At 72.1% G+C, this 26,089-nt stretch carries 21 protein-coding genes; 13 read left to right on the top strand and 8 right to left on the bottom strand.

All coding sequences use genetic code 11. The annotated features are described in order from the left end of the window. Window positions 1-39: 39 nt before the first annotated feature. Window positions 40-1,137 carry a dipeptide epimerase gene (locus tag AB0B86_RS30930; protein ID WP_357420301.1) on the bottom strand — a complete coding sequence of 366 codons (1,098 nt, stop codon included), beginning with the start codon at window positions 1,135-1,137 and terminating at the stop codon, window positions 40-42. Between the two features lie 44 nt (window positions 1,138-1,181). Here AB0B86_RS30930 and AB0B86_RS30925 point away from each other — a divergent pair, with 44 nt between their 5' ends. Next, the gene (locus tag AB0B86_RS30925) at window positions 1,182-1,979 is read left to right on the top strand and encodes a tyrosine-protein phosphatase (protein WP_357410836.1); all 798 of its coding nucleotides are present in this window, start codon (window positions 1,182-1,184) and stop codon (window positions 1,977-1,979) included. On the opposite strand, the gene AB0B86_RS30920 is transcribed toward AB0B86_RS30925, so the two are convergent. The 3 genes from AB0B86_RS30920 to typA form a co-directional block, all read right to left on the bottom strand. Then, window positions 1,948-2,649, bottom strand: coding sequence for a lysoplasmalogenase (locus AB0B86_RS30920; protein WP_357410838.1), 702 nt, complete (start codon window positions 2,647-2,649; stop codon window positions 1,948-1,950). The two genes, AB0B86_RS30925 and AB0B86_RS30920, sit on opposite strands and share 32 nt — an antisense overlap. 53 nt (window positions 2,650-2,702) lie before the next feature. Next, window positions 2,703-3,554, bottom strand: coding sequence for a serine hydrolase (locus tag AB0B86_RS30915; RefSeq protein WP_357410840.1), 852 nt, complete (start codon window positions 3,552-3,554; stop codon window positions 2,703-2,705). A 120-nt stretch (window positions 3,555-3,674) separates the two neighbouring features. Further along, a complete protein-coding gene (gene typA / locus AB0B86_RS30910; RefSeq protein WP_357410842.1) occupies window positions 3,675-5,543 on the bottom strand; it encodes a translational GTPase TypA in 1,869 nt (622 codons plus the stop codon). Between the two features lie 133 nt (window positions 5,544-5,676). Between typA and AB0B86_RS30905 the strand changes: the two genes are divergently transcribed. After that, on the top strand, window positions 5,677-7,086 hold the full coding sequence (locus AB0B86_RS30905; protein ID WP_357410844.1) for a DedA family protein: 1,410 nt from the start codon (window positions 5,677-5,679) through the stop codon (window positions 7,084-7,086). A gap of 128 nt (window positions 7,087-7,214) precedes the next feature. Here the strand turns inward: AB0B86_RS30905 and AB0B86_RS30900 are convergent, their stop codons facing one another. Then, the gene (locus AB0B86_RS30900; protein WP_357420300.1) at window positions 7,215-9,341 is read right to left on the bottom strand and encodes an efflux RND transporter permease subunit; all 2,127 of its coding nucleotides are present in this window, start codon (window positions 9,339-9,341) and stop codon (window positions 7,215-7,217) included. 123 nt (window positions 9,342-9,464) lie between these two features. Between AB0B86_RS30900 and AB0B86_RS30895 the strand changes: the two genes are divergently transcribed. The 5 genes from AB0B86_RS30895 to AB0B86_RS30875 all read left to right on the top strand — a co-directional run bounded on the left by AB0B86_RS30895 (window position 9,465) and on the right by AB0B86_RS30875 (window position 14,660). Further along, window positions 9,465-9,980 (top strand): MarR family transcriptional regulator, encoded by a 516-nt coding sequence (locus AB0B86_RS30895; protein ID WP_357410848.1) that lies wholly within the window; start codon window positions 9,465-9,467, stop codon window positions 9,978-9,980. A 3-nt stretch (window positions 9,981-9,983) separates the two neighbouring features. Next, window positions 9,984-11,666 (top strand): CocE/NonD family hydrolase, encoded by a 1,683-nt coding sequence (locus AB0B86_RS30890; RefSeq protein WP_357420299.1) that lies wholly within the window; start codon window positions 9,984-9,986, stop codon window positions 11,664-11,666. A 161-nt stretch (window positions 11,667-11,827) separates the two neighbouring features. Beyond that, entirely contained in the window at window positions 11,828-12,700 is an 873-nt protein-coding gene (locus tag AB0B86_RS30885) for a hypothetical protein (protein WP_357410852.1), read from the top strand. A gap of 107 nt (window positions 12,701-12,807) precedes the next feature. After that, the gene (locus AB0B86_RS30880; protein WP_357410854.1) at window positions 12,808-13,383 is read left to right on the top strand and encodes a metalloregulator ArsR/SmtB family transcription factor; all 576 of its coding nucleotides are present in this window, start codon (window positions 12,808-12,810) and stop codon (window positions 13,381-13,383) included. After that, complete coding sequence (locus AB0B86_RS30875; protein ID WP_357410856.1) at window positions 13,380-14,660, top strand: MFS transporter; 1,281 nt, start codon at window positions 13,380-13,382, stop codon at window positions 14,658-14,660. The genes AB0B86_RS30880 and AB0B86_RS30875 overlap by 4 nt, the downstream gene beginning before the upstream one ends. A 49-nt stretch (window positions 14,661-14,709) precedes the next feature. On the opposite strand, the gene AB0B86_RS30870 is transcribed toward AB0B86_RS30875, so the two are convergent. Further along, window positions 14,710-14,913 carry a cold-shock protein gene (locus AB0B86_RS30870; RefSeq protein ID WP_007462771.1) on the bottom strand — a complete coding sequence of 68 codons (204 nt, stop codon included), beginning with the start codon at window positions 14,911-14,913 and terminating at the stop codon, window positions 14,710-14,712. Window positions 14,914-15,094: 181 nt separating this feature from the next. On the opposite strand from AB0B86_RS30870, the gene AB0B86_RS30865 reads away from it, so the two are divergent. Beyond that, entirely contained in the window at window positions 15,095-15,790 is a 696-nt protein-coding gene (locus tag AB0B86_RS30865; protein WP_357410864.1) for a 50S ribosomal protein L11 methyltransferase, read from the top strand. Window positions 15,791-15,891: 101 nt separating this feature from the next. Continuing rightward, window positions 15,892-16,500 carry a VTT domain-containing protein gene (locus AB0B86_RS30860; protein WP_357410858.1) on the top strand — a complete coding sequence of 203 codons (609 nt, stop codon included), beginning with the start codon at window positions 15,892-15,894 and terminating at the stop codon, window positions 16,498-16,500. 216 nt (window positions 16,501-16,716) lie between these two features. Here AB0B86_RS30860 and AB0B86_RS30855 read toward each other — a convergent pair whose 3' ends face one another. Then, window positions 16,717-17,370 (bottom strand): MBL fold metallo-hydrolase, encoded by a 654-nt coding sequence (locus AB0B86_RS30855; protein WP_357413796.1) that lies wholly within the window; start codon window positions 17,368-17,370, stop codon window positions 16,717-16,719. Window positions 17,371-17,377: 7 nt separating this feature from the next. Then, on the bottom strand, window positions 17,378-18,094 hold the full coding sequence (locus tag AB0B86_RS30850) for a maleylpyruvate isomerase family mycothiol-dependent enzyme (protein ID WP_357413798.1): 717 nt from the start codon (window positions 18,092-18,094) through the stop codon (window positions 17,378-17,380). Window positions 18,095-18,272: 178 nt separating this feature from the next. Between AB0B86_RS30850 and rsgA the strand changes: the two genes are divergently transcribed. The 4 genes from rsgA (at window position 18,273) to uvrC (ending at window position 25,509) form a co-directional block, all read left to right on the top strand. Next, window positions 18,273-19,343, top strand: a complete 1,071-nt coding sequence (gene rsgA, locus AB0B86_RS30845) for a ribosome small subunit-dependent GTPase A (protein ID WP_357420298.1) — start codon at window positions 18,273-18,275, stop codon at window positions 19,341-19,343. Between the two features lie 301 nt (window positions 19,344-19,644). Beyond that, entirely contained in the window at window positions 19,645-22,590 is a 2,946-nt protein-coding gene (gene uvrA, locus AB0B86_RS30840) for an excinuclease ABC subunit UvrA (RefSeq protein WP_357413768.1), read from the top strand. Window positions 22,591-22,831: 241 nt separating this feature from the next. Further along, window positions 22,832-23,317 (top strand): Rieske (2Fe-2S) protein, encoded by a 486-nt coding sequence (locus AB0B86_RS30835; protein ID WP_357413770.1) that lies wholly within the window; start codon window positions 22,832-22,834, stop codon window positions 23,315-23,317. Between the two features lie 203 nt (window positions 23,318-23,520). Further along, complete coding sequence (gene uvrC, locus AB0B86_RS30830) at window positions 23,521-25,509, top strand: excinuclease ABC subunit UvrC (protein ID WP_357420297.1); 1,989 nt, start codon at window positions 23,521-23,523, stop codon at window positions 25,507-25,509. Window positions 25,510-26,089: the final 580 nt, after the last annotated feature.

The following is a 26,089-nucleotide window of genomic DNA, read 5'->3' as shown; positions in this document are numbered from 1 at the left end:
GCTGTCCAGGGGGAACCCTATGAAAGAAACCAACGTCCATCAAGCGGGCGTCTGCATCTTTGCTTCAGTGAGCCCGGAAATGCCCAGGCCAGGGGCGTTCGGCAGCACCACGCTCGCCCCGTCGTAGCGTATTCCGCCCTGCACCGGTGACCAGGCGAGCCACCAGGCGGCGTCCAGGTCGGCGACCGCCGTGGTGCCGTACGCGGCGACCAGGCTCGCCGCCGCCCCGATGCCGACCTGACTCTCCATCATCGAGCCGACCACGGTGCCGAGCCCGTGCGCGGTGGCCAGTTCGAGGAGGGTACGCGCCGGGTGCAGCCCGCCGCACTTGGCCAGCTTGACGTTCACCAGGTCGGCGGCCCGGCGGCGGATCACCTCCACCAGGTCACGGACCCCGAAGACCGCCTCGTCGGCCAGGATCGGCACGGACACCCGGTCGCTGACCCAGGCCAGCCCGTCCAGGTCCCAGCGGGCCACCGGCTGCTCGACCAGCTCCACGTCGAGCCGGGCGTCCTCGATGCCCCGGATCACCCGGACCGCCTCCCGGGGGGTCCAGCCCTGGTTGGCGTCGAGCCGGATCCGCACCGCGGGGCCGACGGCCGCGCGGACGGCGCGGACCCGGTCCAGGTCGGTGCTCGCGTCGGTGCCGACCTTCAACTTGAGTACGCCGAACCCGTCGGCCTGCCGCTGCCGCGCCGCCGCCGCCAGGTCCACCGCGTCGCCCGCCGCCAGGGTGACGTCCGTCGGCACCCGCAGCGTGGTGCCCCCGAGCAACCGCACCAGGGGTACGCCCAACCGCCGGGCGGCGAGGTCGTGCAGGGCGACGTCCACCGCCGCCTTCGCCGCCTCGTTGCCGGCCACCGCGCGCCGCACCTCGGCGCACCGGGTCACCAGGTCGTCCGGGTCGCGACCGATCAACCGCGGACCGAGCAGTTCGCGTACGCACGCGCGTGCGCCGGCGACCGACGCGCCGGTAACCTGCCACACCTGGGGTGCCTCGCCGAAGCCGGACCGCCCGTCGGTGTCGACAAGTTCGACGACCAGGGTGTCCACAGTGGTGGTACGCCGCAGCGCGGTGACGAACGGGGTGTGTAAGGGGGCGGAAACCCGGTGGGTGCGTACCTCCGAGATCGTCATGTCAGGCACCCTATACGCAGGCGGGCGGCAGGATGGGGGACCGGATGACCGGGCAGAGCTGGGAGCTGGTGGGCGCACCGAACGCGCGTGAGCTGGGCGGGTTGGTCGGCGCCGGCGGCCGGCGGGTCCGCGCGGGGCAGCTGATCCGGACACCGGCGCTGGGTCGGCTCACCGACGAGGACCTGCCGGTGCTCGGCAAGCTGGGGCCGGCGTGCGTGCTGGACCTGCGCGCCCCCGCGGAGATCGCGGTCGCCCCGCCGGATCGGCTGGCCGGTGCGCCCCGGGTGGTGTGCCTGCCGGTGCACGACCCGGAGCATCCGGTCTTCACGTACGTCTCGGCGGTGCTGCTGGGCCACGACCTGGACGCGTACGCGGAGTTGGCCCGGCAGGGCACGGCGGGGGCGATGGCGGCCATCTACCGGTGGTTCGTCACCGGGGAGTCGGCGCGGGTCGGCTTCGCCGAGGCGGTGCGGCTGGCCGCGCAACCGGAGAACCTGCCGTTGGTCTACCACTGCTCCGCCGGCAAGGACCGCACCGGGTGGTTCACCGTCATCCTGTTGACCGCGCTCGGGGTGGACGAGGCGGCGGTCCGCGCCGACTACCTGCGCAACAACGAGCTGACCGAGAGCCTGCGGTTGGTGATCGTCGAGGCGATGCGGCGGCGGCAGCCCGAGCTGGACGTGGACGCGGTGCTGCCGGTGCTGGAGGTCCGCGCCGAGTATCTCGACGCCGGCTACGACGAGGTGCGGAGGGTGCACGGTTCGTTCGACGCGTACCTGCGCGACGGGTTGGGGCTGACCGACGAGACCCTCAGCGCGCTGCGGGCGCAACTGCTGGAGTGACCGTCGCCCCCGGGGGCGTGCCGACGCGGGCGGCCAAACCGAGGACGATCAGCGCCTGGCCGGCGGCGTAGGTGGCCATGACCAGCACGGGTGCGCCGGGTGGTTGGGCCACCTCGGCCACCCCGGCGGCGATCAACAGGTCGGAGCCGAGGAACAGCGCTGCGCCGAGACCGACCCGCCAGCCCTGGGTGGTGGCGGTGGTGGCCATCGCGGCCAGCGCGAGCGCGTAGCCGGCCACCGGCACGGCGAGCCCGACGTCGGTAAGCCCCGCCCACATCCACCACAGCGCGACGACGGTCAGCACCGCGTACGTCAGGGGGACCGCGAGCAGCGGCGCACGCCGCAGCGCGGTGGCGGCCCCGTGTCGGGTGAACGCCACGAGGTAGCAGAGGTGCGTGCCGAGGAAGCAGGCCATGCCGGCGATGAACCAAGCGGTGCCGTCGCCGAGCAGGAACACGTCGCCGCCGGTGGAGAAGGCCAGCCCGACGAGCACCAGCCGGTCCGGGCGGGCGTCGCGCTCGGCGGCGGCCCGCCAGAGGTACGCGGCCAGCAGCGGCATCAGCAGCGGCTTGGTGAGCACCTCGGCCACGCGGCCATCGGTGGCGTTGGCCAGCAGGTTCGCCGCCGTCACGACGAGGAGGACGATGAGGACGGTGCGGCTGCGGGGCATCGGCGGCTCCGGGGTGGGGGTGCGAGCAGCCTAGCCGCAACGACGGGTCGTGGTCAGAGCTGGTGACGGGCGGCCCAGACCTGCGCGGAGATGTGCGCGAGCAGCTGGCAGGCGTCCGCCTCGGTCTCGTCGTCGCCGTCGGTCGGCTCGATGGTGGTGCAGACGGCTATCACGTACGGCGGAGCGTCGGTGGGCAGCACCACGCCGGCGCCGTGGCGCACCCCGTGGACCCAACCGCTCTTGTGCGCGATGCGGGTGCCCTCGGGCAGGCCGGCGGCCAGGTCCTCCCGGTGCTCCTGGGCGAGCAGGACGTCGAGCATTGCCGAGCAGGCCGCCGGCGAGGCGAGCCGACCCGGGGCGTTGGCCCCGGTGGCCAGCGCACCGAGCAGGGCGGCCAGGTCGGCGGCGCTGACCGTGTTGGTGATGCCGGCCGCGCGGGCGGCGAAGTCCTCGATGCCCCGACCCGTGACGCTGGTGCGGGCACCGGCGAGCGCCCACACCTCGGCCACGGCGGGCAGCCCGACGTGCCCGATGACCAGGTTGGTGGCCAGGTTGCTGGACCGCACGATCATCCGCTCGGCCAGCCAGCGCAGCGACGCGGTGCCGCCCACCCGGTCCCAGACCGCGTCGTCGTTGTCGTAGTGCTGCGCGCAGGAGAACCGGGGCGCACCGGTCTGGGCGGAGTCGAACTCGTTCACCACCGGGACCGGGGCGGCCAGGTCGAGCGTGCCCGCCTCGGCGGCCCGGTGCAGCGCGGCGAGCACCGCCACCTTCATGGTGCTCGCCGCGTAGTGTGCGGCGTCCGGGTGGCGGGTCCAGGCCGGCGGCGCGTCGAGTCGTTCCACGTACGCCGAGACGGTGCCGGGCACCCGGTCCAGGTGGGCGTCGAGATCATCCCAGGTCATGCCGGTGACCGTAGCCGATCGACGACAGGCGGCCGGCGAGGGTCGCGTACCCCTGCCGGAAACGCATCTGGCGCGCCGACCGCGAGCGGTCGGCGCGCCAGGTGTCGGGTGCTGCTGTGGTCAGCCGGCGTGCTTGCGGCGGGCGGCGGCGCGGCCGCGCTGCTGCTGGTCGAGCACCACCTTGCGGATGCGCACCGCGGTCGGGGTGACCTCGACGCACTCGTCCTCGCGGCAGAACTCCAGGGCCTGCTCCAGCGAGAGCTTGCGCGGCGGGATCAGCTTCTCCGTCTCGTCGGAGGTCGACGCCCGCATGTTGGTGAGCTTCTTCTCCTTGGTGATGTTGACGTCCATGTCGTCGGAGCGGGAGTTCTCTCCGACGATCATGCCCTCGTACACCTCGGTGGTCGGCTCGACGAAGAGCTGACCGCGCTCCTGCAGGTTGATCATCGCGAAGGCGGTGACCGCGCCGGCCCGGTCGGCGACGAGCGAACCGTTGTTGCGGGTGCGCAGCTCACCGAACCACGGCTCGTACGACTCGAAGACGTGGTGCAGGATGCCGGTGCCCCGGGTGTCGGTGAGGAACTCGGTGCGGAAACCGATCAGGCCGCGCGCCGGAACGAGCCACTCCATCCGGATCCAGCCGGTGCCGTGGTTGACCAGCTGCTCCATCCGGCCCTTGCGGGTGGCGAGGAGTTGGGTGATCGCGCCCAGGTATTCCTCCGGGGCGTCGATGGTCAGCCGCTCGACCGGCTCGCAGGTCTTGCCGTCGATCTCCCGGGTGACCACCTGTGGCTTGCCGACGGTCAGCTCGTAGCTCTCCCGGCGCATCTGCTCGACAAGGATGGCCAGCGCCAGCTCACCACGGCCCTGCACCTCCCAGGCGTCCGGCCGCTCGGTGGGCAGCACCCGCAGCGACACGTTGCCGATCAGCTCCTTGTCGAGCCGGTCCTTGACCATCCGCGCGGTGACCTTGGAGCCCTTGACCCGGCCGACGAGCGGCGAGGTGTTGGTGCCGATGGTCATCGAGATGGCCGGCTCGTCGACGGTGATCAGTGGCAGCGCGACCGGGTTGTCGATGTCGGCGAGCGTCTCACCGATCATGATCTCGGGAATGCCCGCAACGGCGATGATGTCGCCGGGGCCGGCCGTCTCGGCCGGCTTGCGCTCCAGGCCCTCGGTCATCAGCATCTCGGAGATGCGGACCCGCTGGGTGCTGCCGTCGGTGCGGCACCAGGCCACCGTCTGACCCTTGCTGATCGTGCCCTGCCGGACCCGGCACAGCGCCAGCCGGCCGAGGAACGGCGAGGCGTCGAGGTTCGTCACGTGCGCCTGCAACGGCGCCCCGTCCTCGTACGCGGGGGCCGGGATGGTGTCCAGCAGGGTGCGGAACAGCGGCTCCAGGGAGGTGCTGTCGTCCGGCACCGAACCGTCGGCGGGCTGGGTCAGCGAGGCGATGCCGTCGCGGGCGCAGGCGTAGACGATCGGGAAGTCGATCTGCTCCTCGTCGGCGTCCAGGTCGAGGAAGAGCTCGTAGGTGTCGTCCACGACCTCCTTGATCCGGGCGTCGGGGCGGTCCACCTTGTTGATCACCAGGATGATCGGCATCCGGGCCCGCAGGGCCTTGCGCAGCACGAAGCGGGTCTGCGGCAGCGGGCCCTCACTGGCGTCGACGAGCAGCACCACGCCGTCGACCATGGTCAGGCCGCGCTCCACCTCACCACCGAAGTCGGCGTGGCCGGGGGTGTCGATGATGTTGATGGTGACCGGGTCGGAGCCGTCCGCCGGCAGGTAACGCACGCCGGTGTTCTTGGCCAGGATCGTGATGCCCTTTTCCCGCTCCAGGTCACCCGAGTCCATCACCCGCTCGGTGTTCTCGCCCCGGGCGCCGTACGCCCCGGCCTGCCGCAACATGGCGTCGACCAGCGTGGTCTTGCCGTGGTCGACGTGAGCGATGATGGCGACGTTGCGGAGGTCGGTGCGAAGCTGCATACCCTCTATCCTTCCGCCTGCGCTCGCGCAGGCCGCGTCGGGGTCACCCCCAGGTGCCCCTGATCTATGGTGAAACTGCTGTGCCGGTGGTTCCGCCGGCTGGCATGCTGACTCCCGTGTTCCGGGGGCCTGAGTGCACGACCTGCTGACCTGGGTGCAGAGTCTGCCCGCCCTCTGGATCTACCTGGTCGCCGCGCTGATCGTGGCGGGCGAGACCGCGGTGATCTTCGGCCTGCTCGTGCCGGGTGAGGCTACCCTGCTGCTCGTCGGCTTCCTCACCTACAACGGTACCTTGCGGCTCGGACCGGCGTTGCTCGCGATGATCGTCGCGGCGGTCCTCGGTGACGGGCTGGCCTTCCGCGCCGGCCGGCGCTACGGGCCCCGGCTGCGCGCCGGGCTGGGTCACCGGGTCGGTCCCGAGCGGTGGGCCAGGGCCGATGCCATGCTCGCCCGCCTGGGTGGGCGGGGTGTGTTCGCGGCCCGCTGGGTGGCCTTCGCCCGCACCCTGGTGCCCCGGCTGGCCGGGGCGGCCGGAATGCCGTACCGGCGGTTCGCACCGTGGAACCTGGCCGGGGTGGCGACCTGGGTGGGCGGCTCGGTCCTGCTCGGTCATCTCGCCGGTGAGTCGTACGACACTGTCTCCCGGCTGCTCGGTCGGGCCACCGGCGTGGCGCTGCTGCTGCTGGCCGGCCTGCTGGGCGTCGTGCTCGTCGGCCGGTGGCTGGGCCGCAACCCGGACCCGGTGCGCGCGCTGCTGTCCCGGGCCGGCGCGCTACCCCCGGTGCGTTGGCTCACCGCCCGCTACGGGGTGCTGTTCTTCCTGGTGGCCATGCGGATCGGGCCGGCCTGGACACTGCTGCTCAATCTGGCCGCCGGGCTGCTGCTGCTCTTCGCCGCCGGGCTCGCCATCGCCGGCCTGCTCGCCGTGGTGATCCGCAACAGCGGGTTGGCCGCGCTGGACGATGCCATCGCGGGGTGGTTCGCCGCCCGGCGTACCCCCGACGCCGCCGAAGCCACCCGGGTCGTGGTGTCGGTGGTCCGCGGGTCGGTGTTGATCGCGCTGGTGGGGTTGGTGGCGGCGGTGCTGGCCTGGCGCAGCCGACCCTGGCGGGCGGACCTGCTCAGTGTGGTCGGCACTGTGGGTGCGTTCGTGCCGCTCGTGGTGTTGGCCGTGGCCGCCGAGGTGACAGGTGCGCACGGCAGCACACCGGGCGGCGGCGAGGTGGCCCCGCTCTCCACCCAGAACGCCGTGGTCGCGGCGAGCTTCTGCACGCTGGCCTGGCTGGTGTCGCGCAGTGCCCGCTGGCCGGTGGCGGTGGCCGCGTGGACGGCCGCCGCCGCGGGGATGCTCGGGATCGGCGGCGCACGGCTCTACCTCGGGCTGGACACGGCGAGTGGGACAGCCGCGGCGGTGCTGCTCGGGGTGCTCTGGACTGTGGTCTTCATCGTTGCCTGGGCCACCCGGGACCGGGCCGTGGGTGATCTCCCGCAGCCGGACGACCAGGCGCGCACGCCTTCGCCGGGGGCATCGACGCCCGGTTGAGCCTCGTTAGGGCGTGACCACCGTCATCCGGGGGAGACGTGCGGGCACTGATGACCGAGTGCGTCTGCCGGGGTTACTGACCCGCGCGGGGCCGGGCCGCTGGCGGCCCGGCCCCGCGCGCGTGCCGGTCAGTCGCGGGCGGCGACCGGCTCCGGCGTCGCCGCAGCGTCCGCCTGGTGCTCCGGGGTGATCCGTCCGGGCCACCAGAAGCGGTCGCCGAGCAGGAACGCCAGTGCCGGCACGAGGACGGTGCGGACCAGCAGGGTGTCGAGCAGTACGCCGATGCAGACGATGATGCCGATCTGGGTCAGCGTGATCAGTGGCAGCACGCCGAGCACGGCGAAGACCGCGGCGAGCAGCACCCCGGCGCTGGTGATCACCCCGCCGGTGACCCGCAGCGCGGAGAGCATCCCGTCGCGGGTGCCCGCGCCACGCGCGTCCTCCCGGGCCCGGGTGACCAGGAAGATGTTGTAGTCCACCCCGAGCGCCACCAGGAACACGAACGCGAGCAGCAGCACACCGCTGTCCAGGGCGGGGAAGCCCAGCACGTGGTCGAAGAGCAACCACGCCGCGCCGAGGCTGGCGAAGAACGACGCGATAACGGTGAGCACCAGCAGCAGCGGTGCGAGCAGGCCGCGGAGCAGCAGCACCAGCACGGCACCGACGAGCAGCAGGATGATCGGCAGGATCAGTCGCAGGTCGCGGTCGTTGGCCTCGTCGGAGTCGTACGTGGCGGCCACGGAGCCGCCGACGATCGCTCCGGCTGGCCGGTCGGCGCCGGCAGCGGCCGGCGGGGCGGAATCGGGCACCGCGGCGACCCGCTCGCGCAGCGCCTCGATCGCGCGGTCCGAGGCGGTGGTGCCGGGTTCGGCGTCCAGGACGACGTCGACCTGGGCGACGGCGGCACCGGCGTCACCGGGGCGGGCCGAGGCGACCCCGGGCACGGCGGTGGCGGCCTCGGTGACCGCCCGTGCCGCCGCCGGGTTGGTGAGCACGGCCACCGGCTGGGTGCTGCCGGCGGGGAACGCCCGGGCCAGGGTCTGCGCCCCGGTGACCGCCTCGGGCTTCACCCGGAACTGTTCGGTCTCGGACAGGCCGGTGCGGATCCCGAGCCCGCCCAGCGCCAGGCCACCGAGCAGCAGGGTGGCCAGCACCGCGACCACCACCGGACGGCGCTGCACGGCGGTGCCGAGCCGACCCCAGAGCCGGCCCTCCCGGGCCGGGCCACCGACGCGGGGTACGAACGGCCAGAACAGGCCACGACCGAGCAGCACCAGCACGGCGGGGAGCACGAACAGCGCCGAGAGCATGGCGAAGACCACCCCTGTGGCGCAGGCCACGGCGAGTGCCCGATTCGTCTCCTGCTCGCTGAGCAGCAGGGTGAGCACGCCGAGCACCACGGTGCCGCCGCTGGCGAGGATGGGCTCGGCGGTCCGGCGCAACGCGGCGCGCATCGCCGCGTACCGGTCCTGCGTACGCCCCAACTCCTCCCGGTAGCGGGCGATGAGCAGCAGGGCGTAGTCGGTGGCGGCGCCGAAGACCAGCACGCTGGCGATGCCGGTCACCTGGCCCTGCTGGAGGTTGATGCCGACGGCCGGCACGATGGCGTCGACCGCGCGCAGGGTGAGCTGCTCGGTCGCGGCGACCACTACCAGCGGGACGATCCACAGGAACGGGCTGCGGTAGGTGATCAGCAACAGCAGCGCCACCACGGCGGCGGTCACCGCGAGCAGGGTGATGTCGGCCCCGTCGAACACCGAGGACAGGTCGGCGGTGAAGGCCGGTGCGCCGGTCACCTCGGCGGTCAGCCCGCCGGGCAGGTCGGCAAGCGCGGCGCGCAGCTGATCGACGGTGTCGGTGACCTTGTCCTGACCACCGCTCGTGTCGACAGGCACTGCGACAAGCGCGACAGCCCCGTCCGGAGAGAGCTGCGCAGGGCTGACCCGCCCGCCTACCGCGAAGCGGCCCAGGTCGCCGGAGCGGGCGGTGACGGTGGCCCGGTCGGCCTCGCTCAGCGCGCCGCCGTCGCCTCGACTCACCACCACGATGGCCGGCTGGACCTCGCTCGACGGCAACTGCTCCTGCAGGCGCTCCACCTGGGTCGACTGCCACTGCACCGACAACCCGGTGGCCGAGACCGGGGCCGGGTTGTCCGGTTGGGGCGTGCCGAAGACGACCGCGCCGACGACGATCGCCGCGGCCACGGTGAGCCAGGCGGCCAGTCGGCCGCGAGCGACCCTGGTGAACAGAGACATCAGCTGACCCCAAAATCTTTCGGCAGTCGAGTATCTTGATAACCGAGATTATCGGCGGCTGCTCTATGCTGCAACCTGGCGAACCGACGATGGGGAGAGCGGCGCAAGGTGGCGACACACGGCATGTACCGGCGACGTGCCACGCGCCGCGAGCAGCTGGTCGCGGAGATCACCAACAACCTCCGGCGATACACGGTCGACGCCCAACAGGTCGGTCACGCCTTCGCCAACCTGCACGGCCTCAACCCGACCGACCTGCAGGCCCTGATCGCGGTGATGGACGCCGAGCTGGTCGGTGCCCCGATCACCCCGGGCCGCCTCGGTGAGCAGCTCAACCTCTCCTCCGGCTCGGTCACCGCCCTGATCGACCGGCTGGAGCGGGCCGGTCACATCCGCCGGGACCGGGACACCGCCGACCGGCGCAAGGTGCTGCTGCACTACGCCGACCAGGGAGCGGCCCTGGCCATGCGGTTCTTCCAGCCGCTGGGCGCGCGTACCGACGCGGTGATGGCCCGCTTCGACGACGACGAGCTGGAGGTCGTGCACCGGTTCATGACGGAGATGAGCGAGTCGCTGCGGGGGCACCGGGACGCGGTGCGCTCCGCCCGGCCCGAGCCTCCCCGCGAACCGGCGGACTGAGCCATGCCGGGCCGCCTGCTCACCCGGGTCGCCGCCGTCTTGCTGCGGCTGCCACCGAGCCGGCCCGGCCCGGTGCGGGTCACCCGCGACATCCCGGTCCGGACCCGCGACGGTGTGGTGCTGCGTACCGATCACTACGCCCCGGCGGTGCCTGACGCGCCGACCGTGCTGATCCGCACCCCCTACGGGCGGGGCGGACCGCTGCGGCTGCTCGGCCGGCTGCTCGCCGCGCGGGGCCGCCACGCGGTGATCCAGGCCTGTCGGGGCACCGGCGGCTCCGGTGGCACGTTCGCGCCGCTTGTGCACGAGCGCGCCGACGGCGTCGACACCCTGGACTGGCTGCGGCGCCAGCCCTGGTGGTCCGGCCGGCTCGGCATGTTCGGGATCAGCTACCAGGGTTTCGCGCAGTGGGCACTGGCCGCCGACGCCGGCGACGAGTTGCACGCGATGGTCGCGGTGGTGACCGCCTCGGCCACCCGCGATTCGACGTACGCGGGGGAGTCCTTCGCCCTGGACACCGTGCTGACCTGGGCGGAGTTGCTGCACGCGCAGACCGTGCCGTGGCTGGCCCGGCAGTACGAGCTCAAGCGTGGCCAGCCCCGGTTGGCCGCCGGGCTGGCGCACCTGCCGCTCGCCGATGCCGACCGGGTGGCCACCGGCGTGACAATTCCGTTCTTTCAGGAGTGGCTGCGTCACCACACCCCGGCGGCGGCGTACTGGCGCGAGCGCGTCTTCGCCGACCGGGTGGCCGAGGTGCGGGCGCCGGTGGTCATGGTCACCGGTTGGCACGACATCTTCCTGCCCGCCCAGCTCGACGACCACGCCACGCTGCGCGCCGCCGGCGCGCGGCCCCGCCTCGTGATCGGTCCCTGGACCCACGGCAGCCCCGGGCTGTTCGTGGCTGCCCTGCGGGAGGGACTGGCCTGGCTCGACGAGCACCTGGCCGCCGCGCCACCGGCCGGCCAACGACCAGCTCGCGCCGGGTCCGCCCCGGTCCGGTTGCACGTGGGTGGTCCCGGCGGCGGCTGGCGGGACCTGCCGGACTGGCCACCGCCGACCGTCGAGACCGCCTGGCACCTGCATCCCGGCGCCGAGCTGGCGGTACGTCCGCCGATCGAGTCGCCGCCCGACGAGTTCCGGTACGACCCGGCGGACCCCACGCCCTCGCTGGGCGGGCCGCTGCTCGTCGGCAAGCGTGCCGGCCCGGTGGACAATCGGCAGGTCGAAGCCCGCCGCGACGTGCTCACCTACACCAGTGCCCCGCTGACCGGGCCGGTCGAGGTGATCGGCCCGGTCCGCGCCGAGATCCACGTCCGTGGTGAGCTGCCGCACCTGGACGTCTTCGTGCGGCTGTGCGATGTGGACCGGCGTGGTCGATCGTGGAACGTCTGCGACGGTCTGGTGCGGGTGACACCCGACCGCTTCCCCGCCGACTCGTCAGGGGTGCGGCGGGTCCCGGTGGCGTTGTGGCCGACCGCGTACCGCTTCGGCACCGGGCACCGACTGCGGGTGCAGGTCGCCGGTGGCGCCCATCCGCGGTGGGCGCGCAACCCCGGCACCGGTGAACCCCTCGGTACGGCGGTGACGCTGCGTGCCGGTCGGCGACAGGTCCTGCATGACCCGGCGCATCCCTCGGCGTTGCTGTTGCCGATCGTCCACTCTGCCCCGGCCTCGTCTCCTATCTGAACAGACGCGTCCTGAGCTGGGCATTTACCGGAAATGCGGGCTATGGTGGAGTCAACGCCCGGCGCCGTGCAGCAAGCAGACCGGGCTTGCCCCAAGCCCACCACCGCGTACGCGGTGTGACGGCCGTGCCCGGTCCCCGCCCCAGTTGAGAGGGGGACCCCATGACCCGGGCCCCGGCTAATCTGTTGGCCCTCCGAAGCCTGCTCCTCACTCACCTCGACAACGCCCCCGGCCCGGACGATCTGGAGCCGGCGGAGGTCGGCATCGTCGGCGACCCGTCCCACCGCGGCGGTTATCACTGCGGCTCGGACCGGGTGGTCACGAACGACTACTCGGTGGTCGAGTCACCCCGGGACCGGGCCGGCCTGACCCTGGACGCGGCGGCGCTCGACGTCGGCGGGTTCGACGTCCGCTCCGGTGGTCGTACGCACACCCTGGCCAGCTTCTCGGTCTGGTGCGTGGCCCAGTGCGCCGCGAACGCGGCAGACACCCGGGACATCCGGGAGATCATTTACAGCCCCGACGGCAAGACCGTGAAGCGGTGGGACCGCCTCGGCAAGCGCAGCACCGGTGACAGTTCGCACCGTTGGCACACCCACTTCAGCTTCTTCCGCGACGCCACGAAGGCGGGCCGCGACCAGCGGCCGTTGTTCCAGCGCTACCTCAGCTCCATCGGACTCCTGGAGGACGACGACATGACCCCCGAAGAGCACAACTGGCTGGCCACCGTCCACAAGAACCTCACGGTGCTGGACGGCCGCAACCCGATCGGACAGATCTACACCCGGATGGCGGAGGGCCGGGACGACACCGGGGCCCCGGTGACCGGCAACTGGAACCTGCAGTCGATGACGAAGCAGCTCACCGACCTGCAGGCCGCGCTCAAGGCGCTGGCCCTCAAGGACTTCACCGACGAGGAGGCGATCGTCCAGGGCGTGCTGGCCGCGCTGACGCCGGAGAAGATCGCCGCGGCGATTCCGCCCACCATCGCCAAACAGGTCGCCGACGAGCTGGCCCGCCGGCTGGTCGCCTGAGCGGAGGGGCGGCCCGTAGCCGCCGGGCCGCCCCTCCGTCAATTCCGCAACAACCATTGGGCAATACCTATTGCGCAACACCTCTTGCCAATGGCATCCTGGGCCGCATGGAGAGTCCCGACGTGCGCCAGATCACCGACTCGCGGGTGCTGGCCGCCATGGCCCACCCACTGCGTCGCCGCCTGATGGACGTGCTCAAGGTGCACGGGCCCTCGACCGTAGGTCTGCTCGCCGAACGCACCGACCAGGCACCGGCGAACGTCAGCCACCACCTCAAGGTCCTCGCCGCCGCGGACCTGGTCACCGAAGCCCCCGAGCTGGCCCGGGACCGGCGCGAGCGGTGGTGGCGGCTGGTCACCCGAGGGGTGCGCTGGTCCAACACCGACTTCGACGCCGACCCGGCCGCCCGCGCGGTCGCCGACGCCGCCACCTCGCTCAACCTGGACCGGCACGTCGCCCTGGCCCGAGCCTGGCACGCCGCCGACGAATCGGCGCACGCCGCCTGGCACGACGGCCCGTTCTCCACCGACAGATGGCTGCACCTGACCCCGGCCGAACTGCTCGAGTTGAGCCGCGACGTGGCCGACCTACTGGCCCGCTGGGCCGACCGGCCGCCGCCCGAGGACGAACACGAACGACAGCCCGTGTTCGTGTTCGCCCACGGAATTCCGGCCCGGCCGTGACCGCGGCCACCCGTACCGACCCGGGGTCGGTACGTCCACGCGGCGGGCTGCTGCGGCACCGCGATTTCCGGCTACTCTGGGCCGGCCAGGCAATCAGCAGCGTCGGCAGCAACGTCACCACCGTCGCGCTGCCGCTGGTCGCGGTCGCCGTGCTCGACGCCAGCACCTTCCAGGTGGCGGTGCTCACCGCAGCGGCCTGGCTGCCGTGGCTGCTGATCGGCCTGCCGGCCGGCGCCTGGGTGGACCGGCTGCCCCGACGGTCGGTGATGGTGGTGTGCGACCTGTTCTGCGCACTGGCCTTCCTCAGCGTCCCACTGGCCGCCGTGCTGGGCCGGCTCACCGTCTGGCACCTGCTGCTGGTGGCACTCAGCGCCGGCGTGGCCCGGGTCTTCTTCGAAACAGCCGACCAGGTGTACCTGCCGGTGCTGCTGCGGCCCGAGCAACTGCCGGAGGGCAACGCGAAGCTGCACGCCGCCCAGACTGCGAGCTATGTCGTCGGCCCCGGCGTCGCAGGTCTGATCGCCCAGCTCATCGGTGCGGTCACCGCTCTGCTGCTGGACGCGATCAGCTTCCTGGTCTCCGCGGTGTGCCTGCTGCGGATCCGCACCGTCGAACCGCGCGTCCGCCGAGTGGACCAGTCCCGGTCACTGCGCCGCGACATCGCCGAGGGGCTGCGCTTCGTCGCCCGAGACCCGTACCTGCGGGTGCTGACCGTCTTCGGCGCGGCCAGCAACATCGGGCTGACCGGCTACCAGGCCGTCCTGGTGGTCTTCCTGGTCCGTGAGTTGCGTCTCGAACCGGGCCTGGTGGGCGTCCTGATCGCCGCGATGAGCGCCGGAGGGATCATCGGGGCGTTGCTCGCCACCACGCTGGGCCGGCGCTGCGGCACCGCGCGGGCGCTGCTGATCGGGGCGGCGTTCACCGGCCCGCCGGCACTGCTCATCCCGCTCGCCGCGCCCGGCATCGGGCTGGCCTTTCCAGCCCTCGGAGGTCTGCTGATCGGCCTCGGCGTGGCCATCGGCAACGTCGTCAAGGGCGCCTTCCGGCAGACCTACACGCCGCATCACGTGCTGGGCCGGGTGACGGTGAGCATGCAGCTGCTCAACTACGGCACGATCCCGCTGGCGGCCCTGCTGGCCGGTGCGATCGGCGCGCGCTACGGCGTCGGAACGGCAATATTCGTGATGATCGCCTGGTTGGCGCTCACCCCGTTGATTCTGTTGATCGGGCCAATCCGGAGGCGGCGGGACCTGCCCGCCGCCCCGGCGGCGTCTTGAGTGCGCTGCGACGGCGGCCGGAAGACCGGCCGCCGTCACCGGCACGGAGCTACATCGGGCGGACGTTGTCCGCCTGCGGACCCTTCTGCCCCTGGGTCACCTCGAACTCGACCTTCTGGCCCTCGTTGAGCTCCCGGTAGCCGCTCGAGGCGATGGCGGAGTAGTGGACGAACACGTCCGGCCCTCCACCGTCCTGCTCGATGAAACCGAAGCCCTTTTCCGAGTTGAACCACTTAACCGTGCCGGTTGCCATGCATCTCTCCCTGTTCAAAGCGGCTGACCCGCGGCCTCTGGCCGTTGATCGCCCGTACCTGTCCGACAGTAACGGGCGAAACCCCGATCCGCTGGCCGAAGTGCCGTAGGTCTTCTGGGGAAGTCGGGTGAACTTCGCGTGCCGGCAGGTGAAACCTGCCCCGACCACCCGCCGCTGGGGCATGCTTGCGCCGATGAGGGGTGCCGCAGCCGACGTGCTGACCGAACTGGAGCGCGAGGTCGACGCGCCCGGTGCCGGTCTGGATCGGCTCCGGTTGGTGCGCACCCCGTTCGTTCCCGAGGTGCGGCTGTACCTGGCCGAGGACGCGATCGTCTGGTGGGCCCGGATGGAGGCCGTCGCCGGGCACGCCCTGCCCGCCCCGTACTGGGCGTCCGCCTGGGCCGGCGGCCAGGCCCTGGCCCGCCACCTCCTGGACCACCCGGAGCTGGTCGCCGGCCGACGGGTGCTCGACCTCGCCGCCGGGTCGGGCCTGGTGGCCATCGCCGCCGCGCTCGCCGGTGCCGCGGAGGTGGTCGCCAACGACATCGACCCGTACGCCGTCGCCGCCGTCACCCTCAACGCGCGGGCCAACCGGGTAGCCGTCGACGTCACAGGCGACGACCTGCTCGACAACCCCGACGTCGACGCCGACCTGGTGGTCGCCGGGGACGTCTTCTACGACCGGGCGATGGCCGAGAAGATGCTGCCCTTCCTGCAGCGCGCCGCCGCCAACGGCGCCGAGGTGCTTGTCGGCGACCCCGGCCGGGGACACCTGCCGGCGGACCGCCTGACGGTCCTGGCCGACTATCCGGTGCCCACCACCGAACCGTCTGTCGACTCGTCGCTACGCCGGGTGCAGGTGCTGCGACCCAGTTGAGTGCGGACGCCACTCAGGGACGACCCCGAGACCGATACCAGGGGGGCCTGGGGGCTGAAACCGGATGCCCGCAGTGGTGCGGCGGCCATACCGTACGAGGCATGACGCAATGGCTGGCACAGATCGGCGAACTACCCGTTCTGCTGCTGATGGGTGCGCTCGGCCTCGTCATGCTCTTCGACGCCGTACCCCTGCTGGGTGTCCTGGTCCCCGGCGACGTGGCGATCCTGGCCGCCGTCGGCGTGGGCCGCCCGACCACCGGGCTGGCGACCTTCGCCGCGGTGCTGGTCGGCTGCCTCGCCGGCTGGTCGCTGAGCTTCCTGATCGGCCGCCGCTACGCCGACCGGCTGCGACACAGCCGGATCGGCGGCTGGATCGGCGAGTCGCGCTGGGCCGCCGCGGAGGGGATCCTGCGTCGCGGCGGCGGTCGGATGATGGTCGTCGCGCCGTTCCTGCCCGTGTTCAACGCGCTGCTGCCGCTGGCCGCCGGCGGGCTACGGATGTCGTACCGGCGATTCCTCGGCTGCGCGGCGCTCGGCGCCACCGCCTGGGCCGGTCTCTACCTCGCGCTGGGCACCGCGTCCCGATCGCTTGCCGGGCTGCTCCCGGGGCACCCCAGTCCGCTGTTGGTGACCATGGGAGTCGGGATGGTGCTGGCCTCCGTCGTGCTGCTGGGGGCGCGGCGGCGGTTGTTCGCGGTGGCTGGCTGAGGGGGCCGGCGCTGCGCTGGGGTGGGTCGGTGGTTGCGGTGTGAGGGCGGGGGCCTGCCGTGCCCGGCTCCGGGCGGTCAGGCTTGATCCCTGCGCCGGGCACGGCAGGCCCCCGCCCCCGTCGTGGTAGCGGCTCGTCCGGTGGTGCTGCGCCCGCCGCCGAGGGTTGATGGATCTTGGGGGCTACCGGTCAGAGGTTGGTTCGTCTGTTTGGGGTTACCAGCCTCGTGCTCGCCACTGGGGGAGGGCGGGACGTTCCGCTCCCAGGGTGCTGTCGCCGCCGTGGCCGGGGTAGAACCAGGTGTCGTCGGGCAGCTTGTCGAACAGCTTGTGCTCGACGTCGTCGATGAGCGCGGCGAAACGCTCCGGGTCCCGGTCCGTGTTGCCCACGCCACCTGGGAAAAGACTGTCCCCGGTGAAGAGGTGCGGGGTGCCGGCCGGGTCGCGGTAGAGCAGCGCGATCGAGCCCGGGGTGTGCCCCTTGAGGTGGATGACCTCCAACGCGCAGTCGCCCACCGACACGGTGTCGCCGTCGCCGAGACGCTCCGCCTCGATCGGCAGCCCGTCCGCGTCGTCGGCGTGCACAAGGGCCCGCGCGCCGGTCTTGGCGACCACCTCCTCGAGGGCCACCCAGTGGTCCATGTGTTGGTGGGTCGTCACCACTGCGGTGAGCCCACGGTCGCCGATCAGCTCCAGCAACCGGGGCGCCTCGTTGGCGGCGTCGATGAGCACCTGGTCGCCGGTGCCCGTGCAGCGCAGCAGGTACGCGTTGTTGTCCATCGGACCCACCGACAGCTTGCTGATGGTCAGCCCGTCCAGCTCGCGTACCGCCGGCGCGCCGCCGTGGGTGACGTCTCCGCTATAAGTCATGACGCTTCTATATCCATTCCGGTGGAGTAGGCAGGGGGCCGTCGGGAGTGACGGAGAGCGTGCCGCCGTCGGCACGGCCGATCAGCCAGGCGGCGAGGTCGGGCACGGCACCGGAGACGACCGGAGCGCCGACGCGGTCCCCGATCACCACCTCGTGCGCGCCGCCGTCCAGGCGAAGTACGAGCGACGGCGGGGTCGGACCCGTGGCGTGATGGCTGGCCACCTCGCGCAGCAGCCGGTGGGCGAAATTGTCCGACCAGTCCGCGGGCCGGTAGTCGGCGGCCAGGTCGAGGTGGTGCACCTCGATCTCGCGCAGCCGACCCCACACGAGCAGCGCGGCCGGCCACGGGCCCTTACGCGCCTGCACCGTCGCCGCCCAGGCCGGCGCGGGCATCGCCGCGACCGCCTCGGCGAACAGGTCGGCGGTGCGCCGCAGATCGTCAAGGTGTTCGGCGGGCGGACGACCCGAGCCGGTCTCGATGTCGGCGGTGCGGGCCGCCAGCGAGGCGTACATCGGTAGTGCCTCGCCGGTGCGGGCCGCGGTGAGCAGGTTGACGAAGCCGTCGGCGTTGCGCGCCAGGTGCGCCAGCACGTGGCCGCGCGTCCAGCCCGGCAGCAGCGACGCGGCGGCCAGGTCCGTGGCGTCGAAAGACGCCGCGGTACGCAGGAGTCGGCTGGTGGCCGCGTCCACCTCGCCCATCAGCAGGAGCGGATCCGTGGTCACCCGTCGACCCTAGCGGTCCGCCGCCGCGCCGTCGCCGGGGAAATCGCTTTCGGCGCGTCGGCGGGCGACCTACCGTCAGCGGCAGACGCGGCACCGGGACATCGGACGGAGGTGGTGATCATGCCGGACGTGGCACGCGTGTTCCGCCATCATCTGCTCCGACACCGATGAGGATGCCATGACGATCGATCTGAGCGCGCTCGGCTGGGACGCCGAGCGGGCGACGTACGCCGCGCGACGCGGCGAGCACGACCCGGGCCGCGTGGCCCGGGTCGACCGGGGGGTCTGCACCGTGCTCACGGCGGCCGGCCCGACCCGGGCCAGCCTGGGCGGCGCGGTGCTGGCCGCCGCGGCCCGGGACCCGTCGGCGCTGCCCTGCGCCGGAGACTGGGTGCTGCTCACCCACTGGCCGGACCGCCGGGTCACAGTGGCGGCGGTACTGCCGCGGCGGAGCGCGCTGATCCGCCGTACCGCAGGCAAGGACGCCAGCGGCCAGGTGCTGGCCGCCAACCTGGACACCGCCGCCGTTGTCGAGCCGGTGCACCCCGAGCCGGACGTGGGTCGAATCGAACGACTGCTCGCCCTGGCCCACGAGTCCGGTGCCCGTCCACTCGTCGTGCTGACGAAGGTCGACCTCGCGGCCGACCCGGCCGCGTTGGCCCGCCAGCTTGCCGCGGTCGCCCCCGGGGTGCCGGTGCTGCCGGTCAGCGCCGAACAGGGCGTCGGGCTGGACCCGCTGCGCGCCGAGGTGGCCCCCGGCCGCACGCTCGGCCTGCTCGGGCCGTCCGGCGCCGGCAAATCGAGCCTGGTCAACGCCCTGACCGGGGCGGCGATGATGCCCACCCAGGCGATCCGACGCGTCGACGGCAAGGGCCGGCACACCACCACCTGGCGGGCGCTGGTGCCGATCCCCGGCGGCGGCGCCGTGATCGACACTCCCGGGGTGCGCGCGGTGGGCCTGCTGGACGGCGCGGTCGGGCTCGACCGGGCGTTCACCGACATCGCCGGGCTGGCCGAGGGCTGCCGGTACGCCGACTGCGGCCACGACGGCGAGCCCGCCTGCGCGGTCCGCGAGGCGCTGCGCACCGGCGAACTGCCCACCCGCCGGTGGGAGAGTTGGCGACGGCTACAGGGCGAGGTGGCCCAGGAGAGCCGACGGCGGGAGGCGCGGACGGCGGCGGAGCGGCGCGGCGGGTGGCGTTCGGCCCGGCGCCGGGCTGTCCGACCGCCGACGCCCGGGGGGTACTGAGCGGCTCTCATACCGGCTGCGTTCGTCGCCCGGCGGGTGGTGGCGTTCGCGGCCGGCGTTCGCGGCCGGGCCGGCGTTCGCGGGCGGGCCGCGGCGGCGGCGGTGCTCGCGGCCGGGGCGGTGGGGGCGGTGCCCCGCTGCGGCCGACCGGGCTGAGCTGGGGGAATGTGCGGGCGGGGAAAACTGTCGTACCTCGGGGCTAGAGTTGCCGAGGCGTGTTTTCCGCGCCCGCACGACCGCTCAGATCATCCCAGAGCGGGACACATCCTTCGCTTCGTCTTCTCCCGGGAGTACACGCACCGTGGCCGACCGACTGATCATCCGTGGCGCGCGCGAGCACAACCTGCGTGACGTCAGTCTCGACCTGCCCCGGGACGCACTCATCGTGTTCACCGGGCTGTCCGGGTCGGGCAAGTCGAGCCTGGCCTTCGACACGATCTTCGCCGAGGGGCAGCGCCGCTACGTCGAGTCGCTGTCGTCGTACGCCCGGCAGTTCCTCGGCCAGATGGACAAGCCCGACGTCGACTTCATCGAGGGCCTGAGCCCGGCCGTCTCGATCGACCAGAAGTCCACCTCGCGCAACCCGCGTTCGACGGTCGGCACCATCACCGAGGTCTACGACTACCTGCGCCTGCTCTACGCGCGCATCGGCGAGCCGCACTGCCCGGTCTGTGGCGAGCGGATCTCCCGGCAGAGCCCCCAGCAGATCGTCGACCGGGTCCTCGCGATGGACGAGGGCACCAAGTTCATGGTGCTCGCGCCGGTCATCCGCGGCCGCAAGGGCGAGTACGTCGACCTCTTCGCCGAGTTGCAGGCCAAGGGCTACGCCCGGGCCCGGGTCGACGGTGTGGTGCACCCGCTCACCGAGCCGCCGAAGCTCAAGAAGCAGGAGAAGCACACCATCGAGGTGGTGATCGACCGCCTCACCGTCAAGGCGAGCGCCAAGCAGCGGCTGACCGACTCGGTCGAGGCCGCACTGGGCCTGTCCAGCGGCCTCGTCCTGCTCGACTTCGTCGACCTGCCGGAGGACGACCCGGACCGGGAGCGCCGCTACTCCGAGCACCTGGCCTGCCCCAACGACCACCCGCTGGCCATCGAGGATCTCGAGCCTCGGGTCTTCTCCTTCAACGCGCCCTACGGTGCCTGCCCGGAGTGCACCGGCCTGGGCACCAAGAAGGAGGTCGACCCGGAGCTGCTGGTCCCCGACCCGGAGCGCAGCCTGCGCGAGGGCGCCATCCAGCCCTGGTCCACCGGGCACAACCTGGAATACTTCCTGCGCCTGCTGGAGGCGCTCGGCGAGGCCCAGCACTTCGACGTCGACACCCCGTGGCGGGCGCTTCCGGCGCGGGCGCAGAAGACGATCCTGCACGGCTCCGACGACCAGGTGCACGTGCGGTACCGCAACAAGTACGGCCGCGAGCGCTCCTACTACACCGGCTTCGAGGGCGTGGTGCAGTGGATCGAGCGCCGGCACTCCGACACCGAGTCCGAGTGGTCCCGCGACAAGTACGAGGGCTACATGCGCGACGTGCCGTGCGCGGCGTGTGGCGGCGCCCGGCTCAAGCCCGAGGTGCTCGCTGTCACCCTGGCCGGCAGGAGCATCGCCGAGGTCTGCAACCTGTCGGTGGGGGAGTGCGCCGACCTGCTCGCCGGCATCGAGCTGACCGACCGGCAGAAGCTGATCGCCGAGCGGGTCCTCAAGGAGATCAACGCCCGGCTGCGGTTCCTGCTCGACGTCGGCCTGGACTACCTTTCGCTGGACCGGCCGGCCGGCACGCTCTCCGGTGGCGAGGCGCAGCGCATCCGGCTCGCCACCCAGATCGGCTCCGGTCTGGTCGGCGTGCTCTACGTGCTCGACGAGCCGTCGATCGGGCTGCACCAGCGCGACAACCACCGGCTGATCGAGACCCTGATCCGGCTGCGTGGCCTGGGTAACACGCTGATCGTGGTGGAGCACGACGAGGACACCATCCGCACCGCCGACTGGATCGTCGACATCGGCCCGGGCGCGGGTGAGCACGGCGGCAAGATCGTGCACAGCGGCTCGGTCCCGGCCCTGCTGAAGAACAAGGAGTCGATCACCGGGGCGTACCTGTCCGGGCGTCGGTCGATCCCGACCCCGTCGACGCGCCGCCCGCAGGATCCGGGCCGCGAGTTGGTGGTGCACGGCGCGCGGGAGCACAACCTGCGCAACCTGACAGTTCCGTTCCCGCTGGGCCAGCTGATCGCCGTCACCGGGGTGAGCGGTTCGGGCAAGTCGACCCTTGTCAACGACATCCTGTACGCGGTGCTGGCCAACCAGATCAACGGCGCCCGGCTGGTGCCCGGCCGGCACACCCGGGTCTCCGGTCTGGAGCACGTGGACAAGGTCGTCGGCGTGGACCAGTCGCCGATCGGCCGGACGCCACGCTCCAACCCGGCCACCTACACCGGCGTCTGGGACCACGTCCGCAAGCTCTTCGCCGAGACCACCGAGGCCAAGGTCCGGGGGTACGGCCCGGGTCGGTTCTCCTTCAACGTCAAGGGCGGGCGCTGCGAGGCGTGCTCCGGCGACGGCACCATCAAGATCGAGATGAACTTCCTGCCCGACGTGTACGTCCCCTGCGAGGTCTGCAAGGGCGCCCGGTACAACCGGGAGACGCTTGAGGTGCACTACAAGGGCAAGACCGTCTCGGAGGTGCTGGAGATGCCGATCGAGGAGGCGGCCGAGTTCTTCTCCGCCATCCCGGCCATCCACCGGCACCTCAAGACCCTTGTCGACGTCGGCCTCGGCTACGTACGCCTCGGTCAGCCCGCGCCCACCCTCTCCGGAGGCGAGGCGCAGCGCGTCAAGCTCGCGTCCGAGTTGCAGAAGCGCTCCACCGGGCGCACTGTCTACGTGCTCGACGAGCCGACCACCGGCCTGCACTTCGAAGACATCCGCAAGCTGCTGATGGTGCTGGAAGGGCTCGTCGACAAGGGCAACACGGTGATCACCATCGAGCACAACCTCGATGTGATCAAGACGGCCGACTGGCTGATCGACATGGGTCCGGAGGGCGGCCACCGGGGCGGCACAGTGCTCGCCACCGGCACCCCCGAGGAGGTCGCCGAGGTGGCCGAGAGCCACACCGGCGAGTTCCTGCGCCAGGTGCTCAAGCTCGACGGTGCGGCCACCGGCGCGGTGGCCGCCACCACCCGGGCGGCCAAGGCCAACGGTGTCACCAAGGCGCGGGCGAGCCGCAAGGTGCCCGCCGCCGCACGCTGACCTGGATTACCCGAGGTCGGTCCGGCCGGGTTGCCGCGCGGCAGTCCGGTCGGGCCGCTGTGCACGGCGGTCCACGACCGGCCTCGTGGTGTCCGGCCCGACGTGGGCTGGTCGACCGGGGTCCACCTCGTCCCATTTCCGGTTCGAACGGATGCCGTGGTGAACCATCCGGCACAGTTGCTCGTGTGGACAAAGTACGGCCGGCTCCTGACCGGCCCGGCGGGCTAGAGAGAGGCGAGGCATGAGTGACGATCAGGCGCTGACCGGTCCGGGTACGCAGACCCGTCGTACCCTGCTCACCGGCGTCGGGGCGGTCGGCGCGGCCGTCGTCCTGGCGGCCTGTGGCAGTGACGACGGCGACGGTGGCAGCGACGCCCCCACCAGCGGTGGCCCGGCGGTGCCCAGCACCGGTGACGCGGGCGGCGGCGACCGGCAGGGTGCGCAGTCGCTCGCCACCACCGCCGACATCCCGGTCGGCGGCGGCAAGGTGCTCGCCACCCAGGGTGTGGTCATCACCCAGCCGGTGGCCGGCCAGTTCAAGGGCTTCAGCCCGATCTGCACGCACCAGAACTGCCCGGTGACGAACGTCGACGGCGGCACGATCAACTGCACCTGCCACAACAGCAAGTTCTCGATCGAGGACGGCTCGGTGAAGGCCGGCCCGGCCACCAAGCCGCTGCCCCCCAGGAACATCAAGGTCACCGGGGACCAGATCTCGCTGGCCTGACCCGGGCGGTGCGGCCCGCCGGTGCGGCCTGCCGCTCTGACGGTGGGCGGTGGGCGGTGGCGAGGCGTCTGCCCTGCCGCTTGATCGACTCGCGTTGCGGGAAGTCGGGGTGTTCGTGACACGGCGACACCCCGACTTTCCGGAAACCGAGTCGATCTAGAGGTCGCGTGGGGCTGTCGGTGGCGCGGACTAGGCTTGTGGGCGTGGCTGACCCCTCGACCTACCGTCCCGCACCCGGCACCATCCCGGAGTCACCGGGGGTCTACCGCTTCCGCGACGGGACCGGCCGGGTGATCTACGTCGGCAAGGCGAAGAACCTGCGCAGCCGGCTCAACTCCTACTTCGGCGACGTCTGGAATCTGCACGAGCGCACCCGCCAGATGGTCACCACCGCCGAGTCGGTGGACTGGATCATCGTCGGCACCGAGGTCGAGGCGCTCCAGCACGAGTTCACCTGGATCAAGCAGTACGATCCCCGGTTCAACGTCCGCTACCGCGACGACAAGTCGTACCCCTACCTGGCGGTCACCCTCAACGAGGAATACCCCAGGTTGCAGGTGATGCGCGGCGCCAAGCGCAAAGGCGTGCGCTACTTCGGTCCGTACTCGCATGCCTGGGCCATCCGGGAGACCCTCGACCTGCTGCTGCGGGTGTTCCCGGCCCGGACGTGCTCGGCCGGCGTGTTCAAGCGTGCCGGCCAGGTCGGCCGCCCCTGCCTGCTCGGCTACATCGGCAAGTGCTCGGCGCCGTGCGTCGGCACCGTCTCCGCCGACGAACACCGCGCGATCGTCGACGGGTTCTGCGACTTCATGGCCGGTCGCACCGACACCATGGTCCGCAAGATCGAGCGCGAGATGACCGAGGCGAGCGAGCAGTTGGAGTTCGAGCGCGCCGCCCGGCTGCGGGACGACGTGGCCGCGCTGCGCCGGGCCATGGAAAAGCAGACAGTGGTGCTCGGCGACGGCACCGACGCCGACGTTGTCGCGTTCGCCGACGATCCGCTTGAGGCGGCCGTGCAGGTCTTCCACGTTCGCGACGGCCGGGTCCGCGGCCAGCGCGGGTGGGTGGTGGAGAAGACCGAGGACCTGACCACCGGAGACCTGGTGCACCACTTCTGCACCCAGGTGTACGGCGGCGAGCAGGGCGAGGCCGACGTGCCCCGGGAGTTGCTGGTGCCCGAGCTGCCCGCCGACGCCGACGCGCTCGCGGAGTGGCTCTCCGAGCATCGGGGCAGCCGGGTGTCGCTGCGGGTGCCGCAGCGCGGCGACAAACGCTCACTCATGGAGACGGTGGAACGCAACGCGAAGGACGCGCTCGCGCGGCACAAGCTGAAGCGTTCCGGTGACCTGACCACCCGGGGCAAGGCGTTGGACGAGATCAGCGAGGCACTGGGCATGCGCACCTCGCCGCTGCGCATCGAGTGTTTCGACATTTCCCAGATCCAGGGCACCGACGTGGTCGCCAGCATGGTGGTCTTCGAGGACGGGTTGCCCCGCAAGAGCGAGTACCGGCGGTTCATCGTCCGGGGCGCCACCGACGACCTGTCCGCCATGTCCGAGGTGCTCCGCCGCCGCTTCGCCCGCTATCTCGACGCGAGGGCTGAGACCGGCGAGGTGGGGGTGGAGTCGGCCGACGACCCGGTCGCCCCGGAAGATGCGGCGGAGCCACAGGTCGGTGTCCTGATCGATCCGACCACCGGCCGGCCGCGGAAGTTCGCGTACCCGCCGCAGTTGGTGGTCGTCGACGGCGGTGCGCCACAGGTCGCGGCCGCCGCGCAGGCCCTCGCCGACCTGGGCATCGACGACGTGGCGCTGTGTGGGTTGGCCAAGCGGTTGGAGGAGGTCTGGCTCCCGGACGACGACCTGCCGGTCATTCTGCCGCGCACCTCGGAAGGGCTCTATCTGCTGCAACGGGTCCGTGACGAGGCCCACCGGTTCGCCATCACCTTCCACCGGCAGCGCCGATCCAAGCGGATGACCGAGTCGGCGCTGGACCACGTGCCCGGCCTCGGCGAGGTGCGGCGCAAGGCGCTACTGCGCCATTTCGGGTCCCTCAAGCGGCTTTCGACAGCGACGGTCGAAGAGATCACCGAGGTGCCCGGGGTGGGCCGACGTACCGCAGAGGCGATCCTGGCCGCCCTCGACAAGGATCCGAAGGTCGGCGATGGCGCGGAGCCGGAGCCCAGCATCTGATCGTTGCCCCTGCTCACCCGGCTCCCTGCGGCGGCCGACCAGTCCGCGACCGGCTGGCGTCGTGCGTCCCGTCATGGGCGGCAGGGCCTTTCCGCATGATCGTGCTCGATCCAGGATGTAGTGGCCTCGCGGCGTGCGCAGGGGCCTGTTTCCTGGATCGAGCACGATCATGGGTGGCCTGGCGCTCGTTGCTCGGCCCTGCCTCGGCTTATCCTACCGCGATGGGCGATTTGTCCGGTTTGGGGGCGGATGTCGGGTGGTTGGGGTCACCCGGTCGGCGGAATCGTGGGCCGGCCGGGGTCGTTATACCTGGCATGCCACCGCGACCTCGGGTCGTCGGTGCGCGGCAGTCGGCAACAACAACGGTCAGGCCGCCCAGGGGTTTTCACACACCCGCCACGCCGCCCCCGGGGTCACCTCCCGAATGCGCGGTGGCCGCCGGGAACACCCGGCCGGGCCGCCTCGGTTACATCCTCCAGAGCGTCCCGGGCTCCGAGAGCCCCGGTGGAATGATCCGCCGCCCCGCTTGGTTACACCTGGTCCCGATGCCGGCCCCCAGGGCCGCCGGGCAGAGCCCCCC

This window comes from Micromonospora sp. NPDC049047 (assembly GCF_040649135.1).
Lineage (GTDB): Bacteria > Actinomycetota > Actinomycetes > Mycobacteriales > Micromonosporaceae > Micromonospora.
Note: the sequence above shows the minus strand (reverse complement) of the source record. Positions and strands in the feature narration are given on the sequence as shown.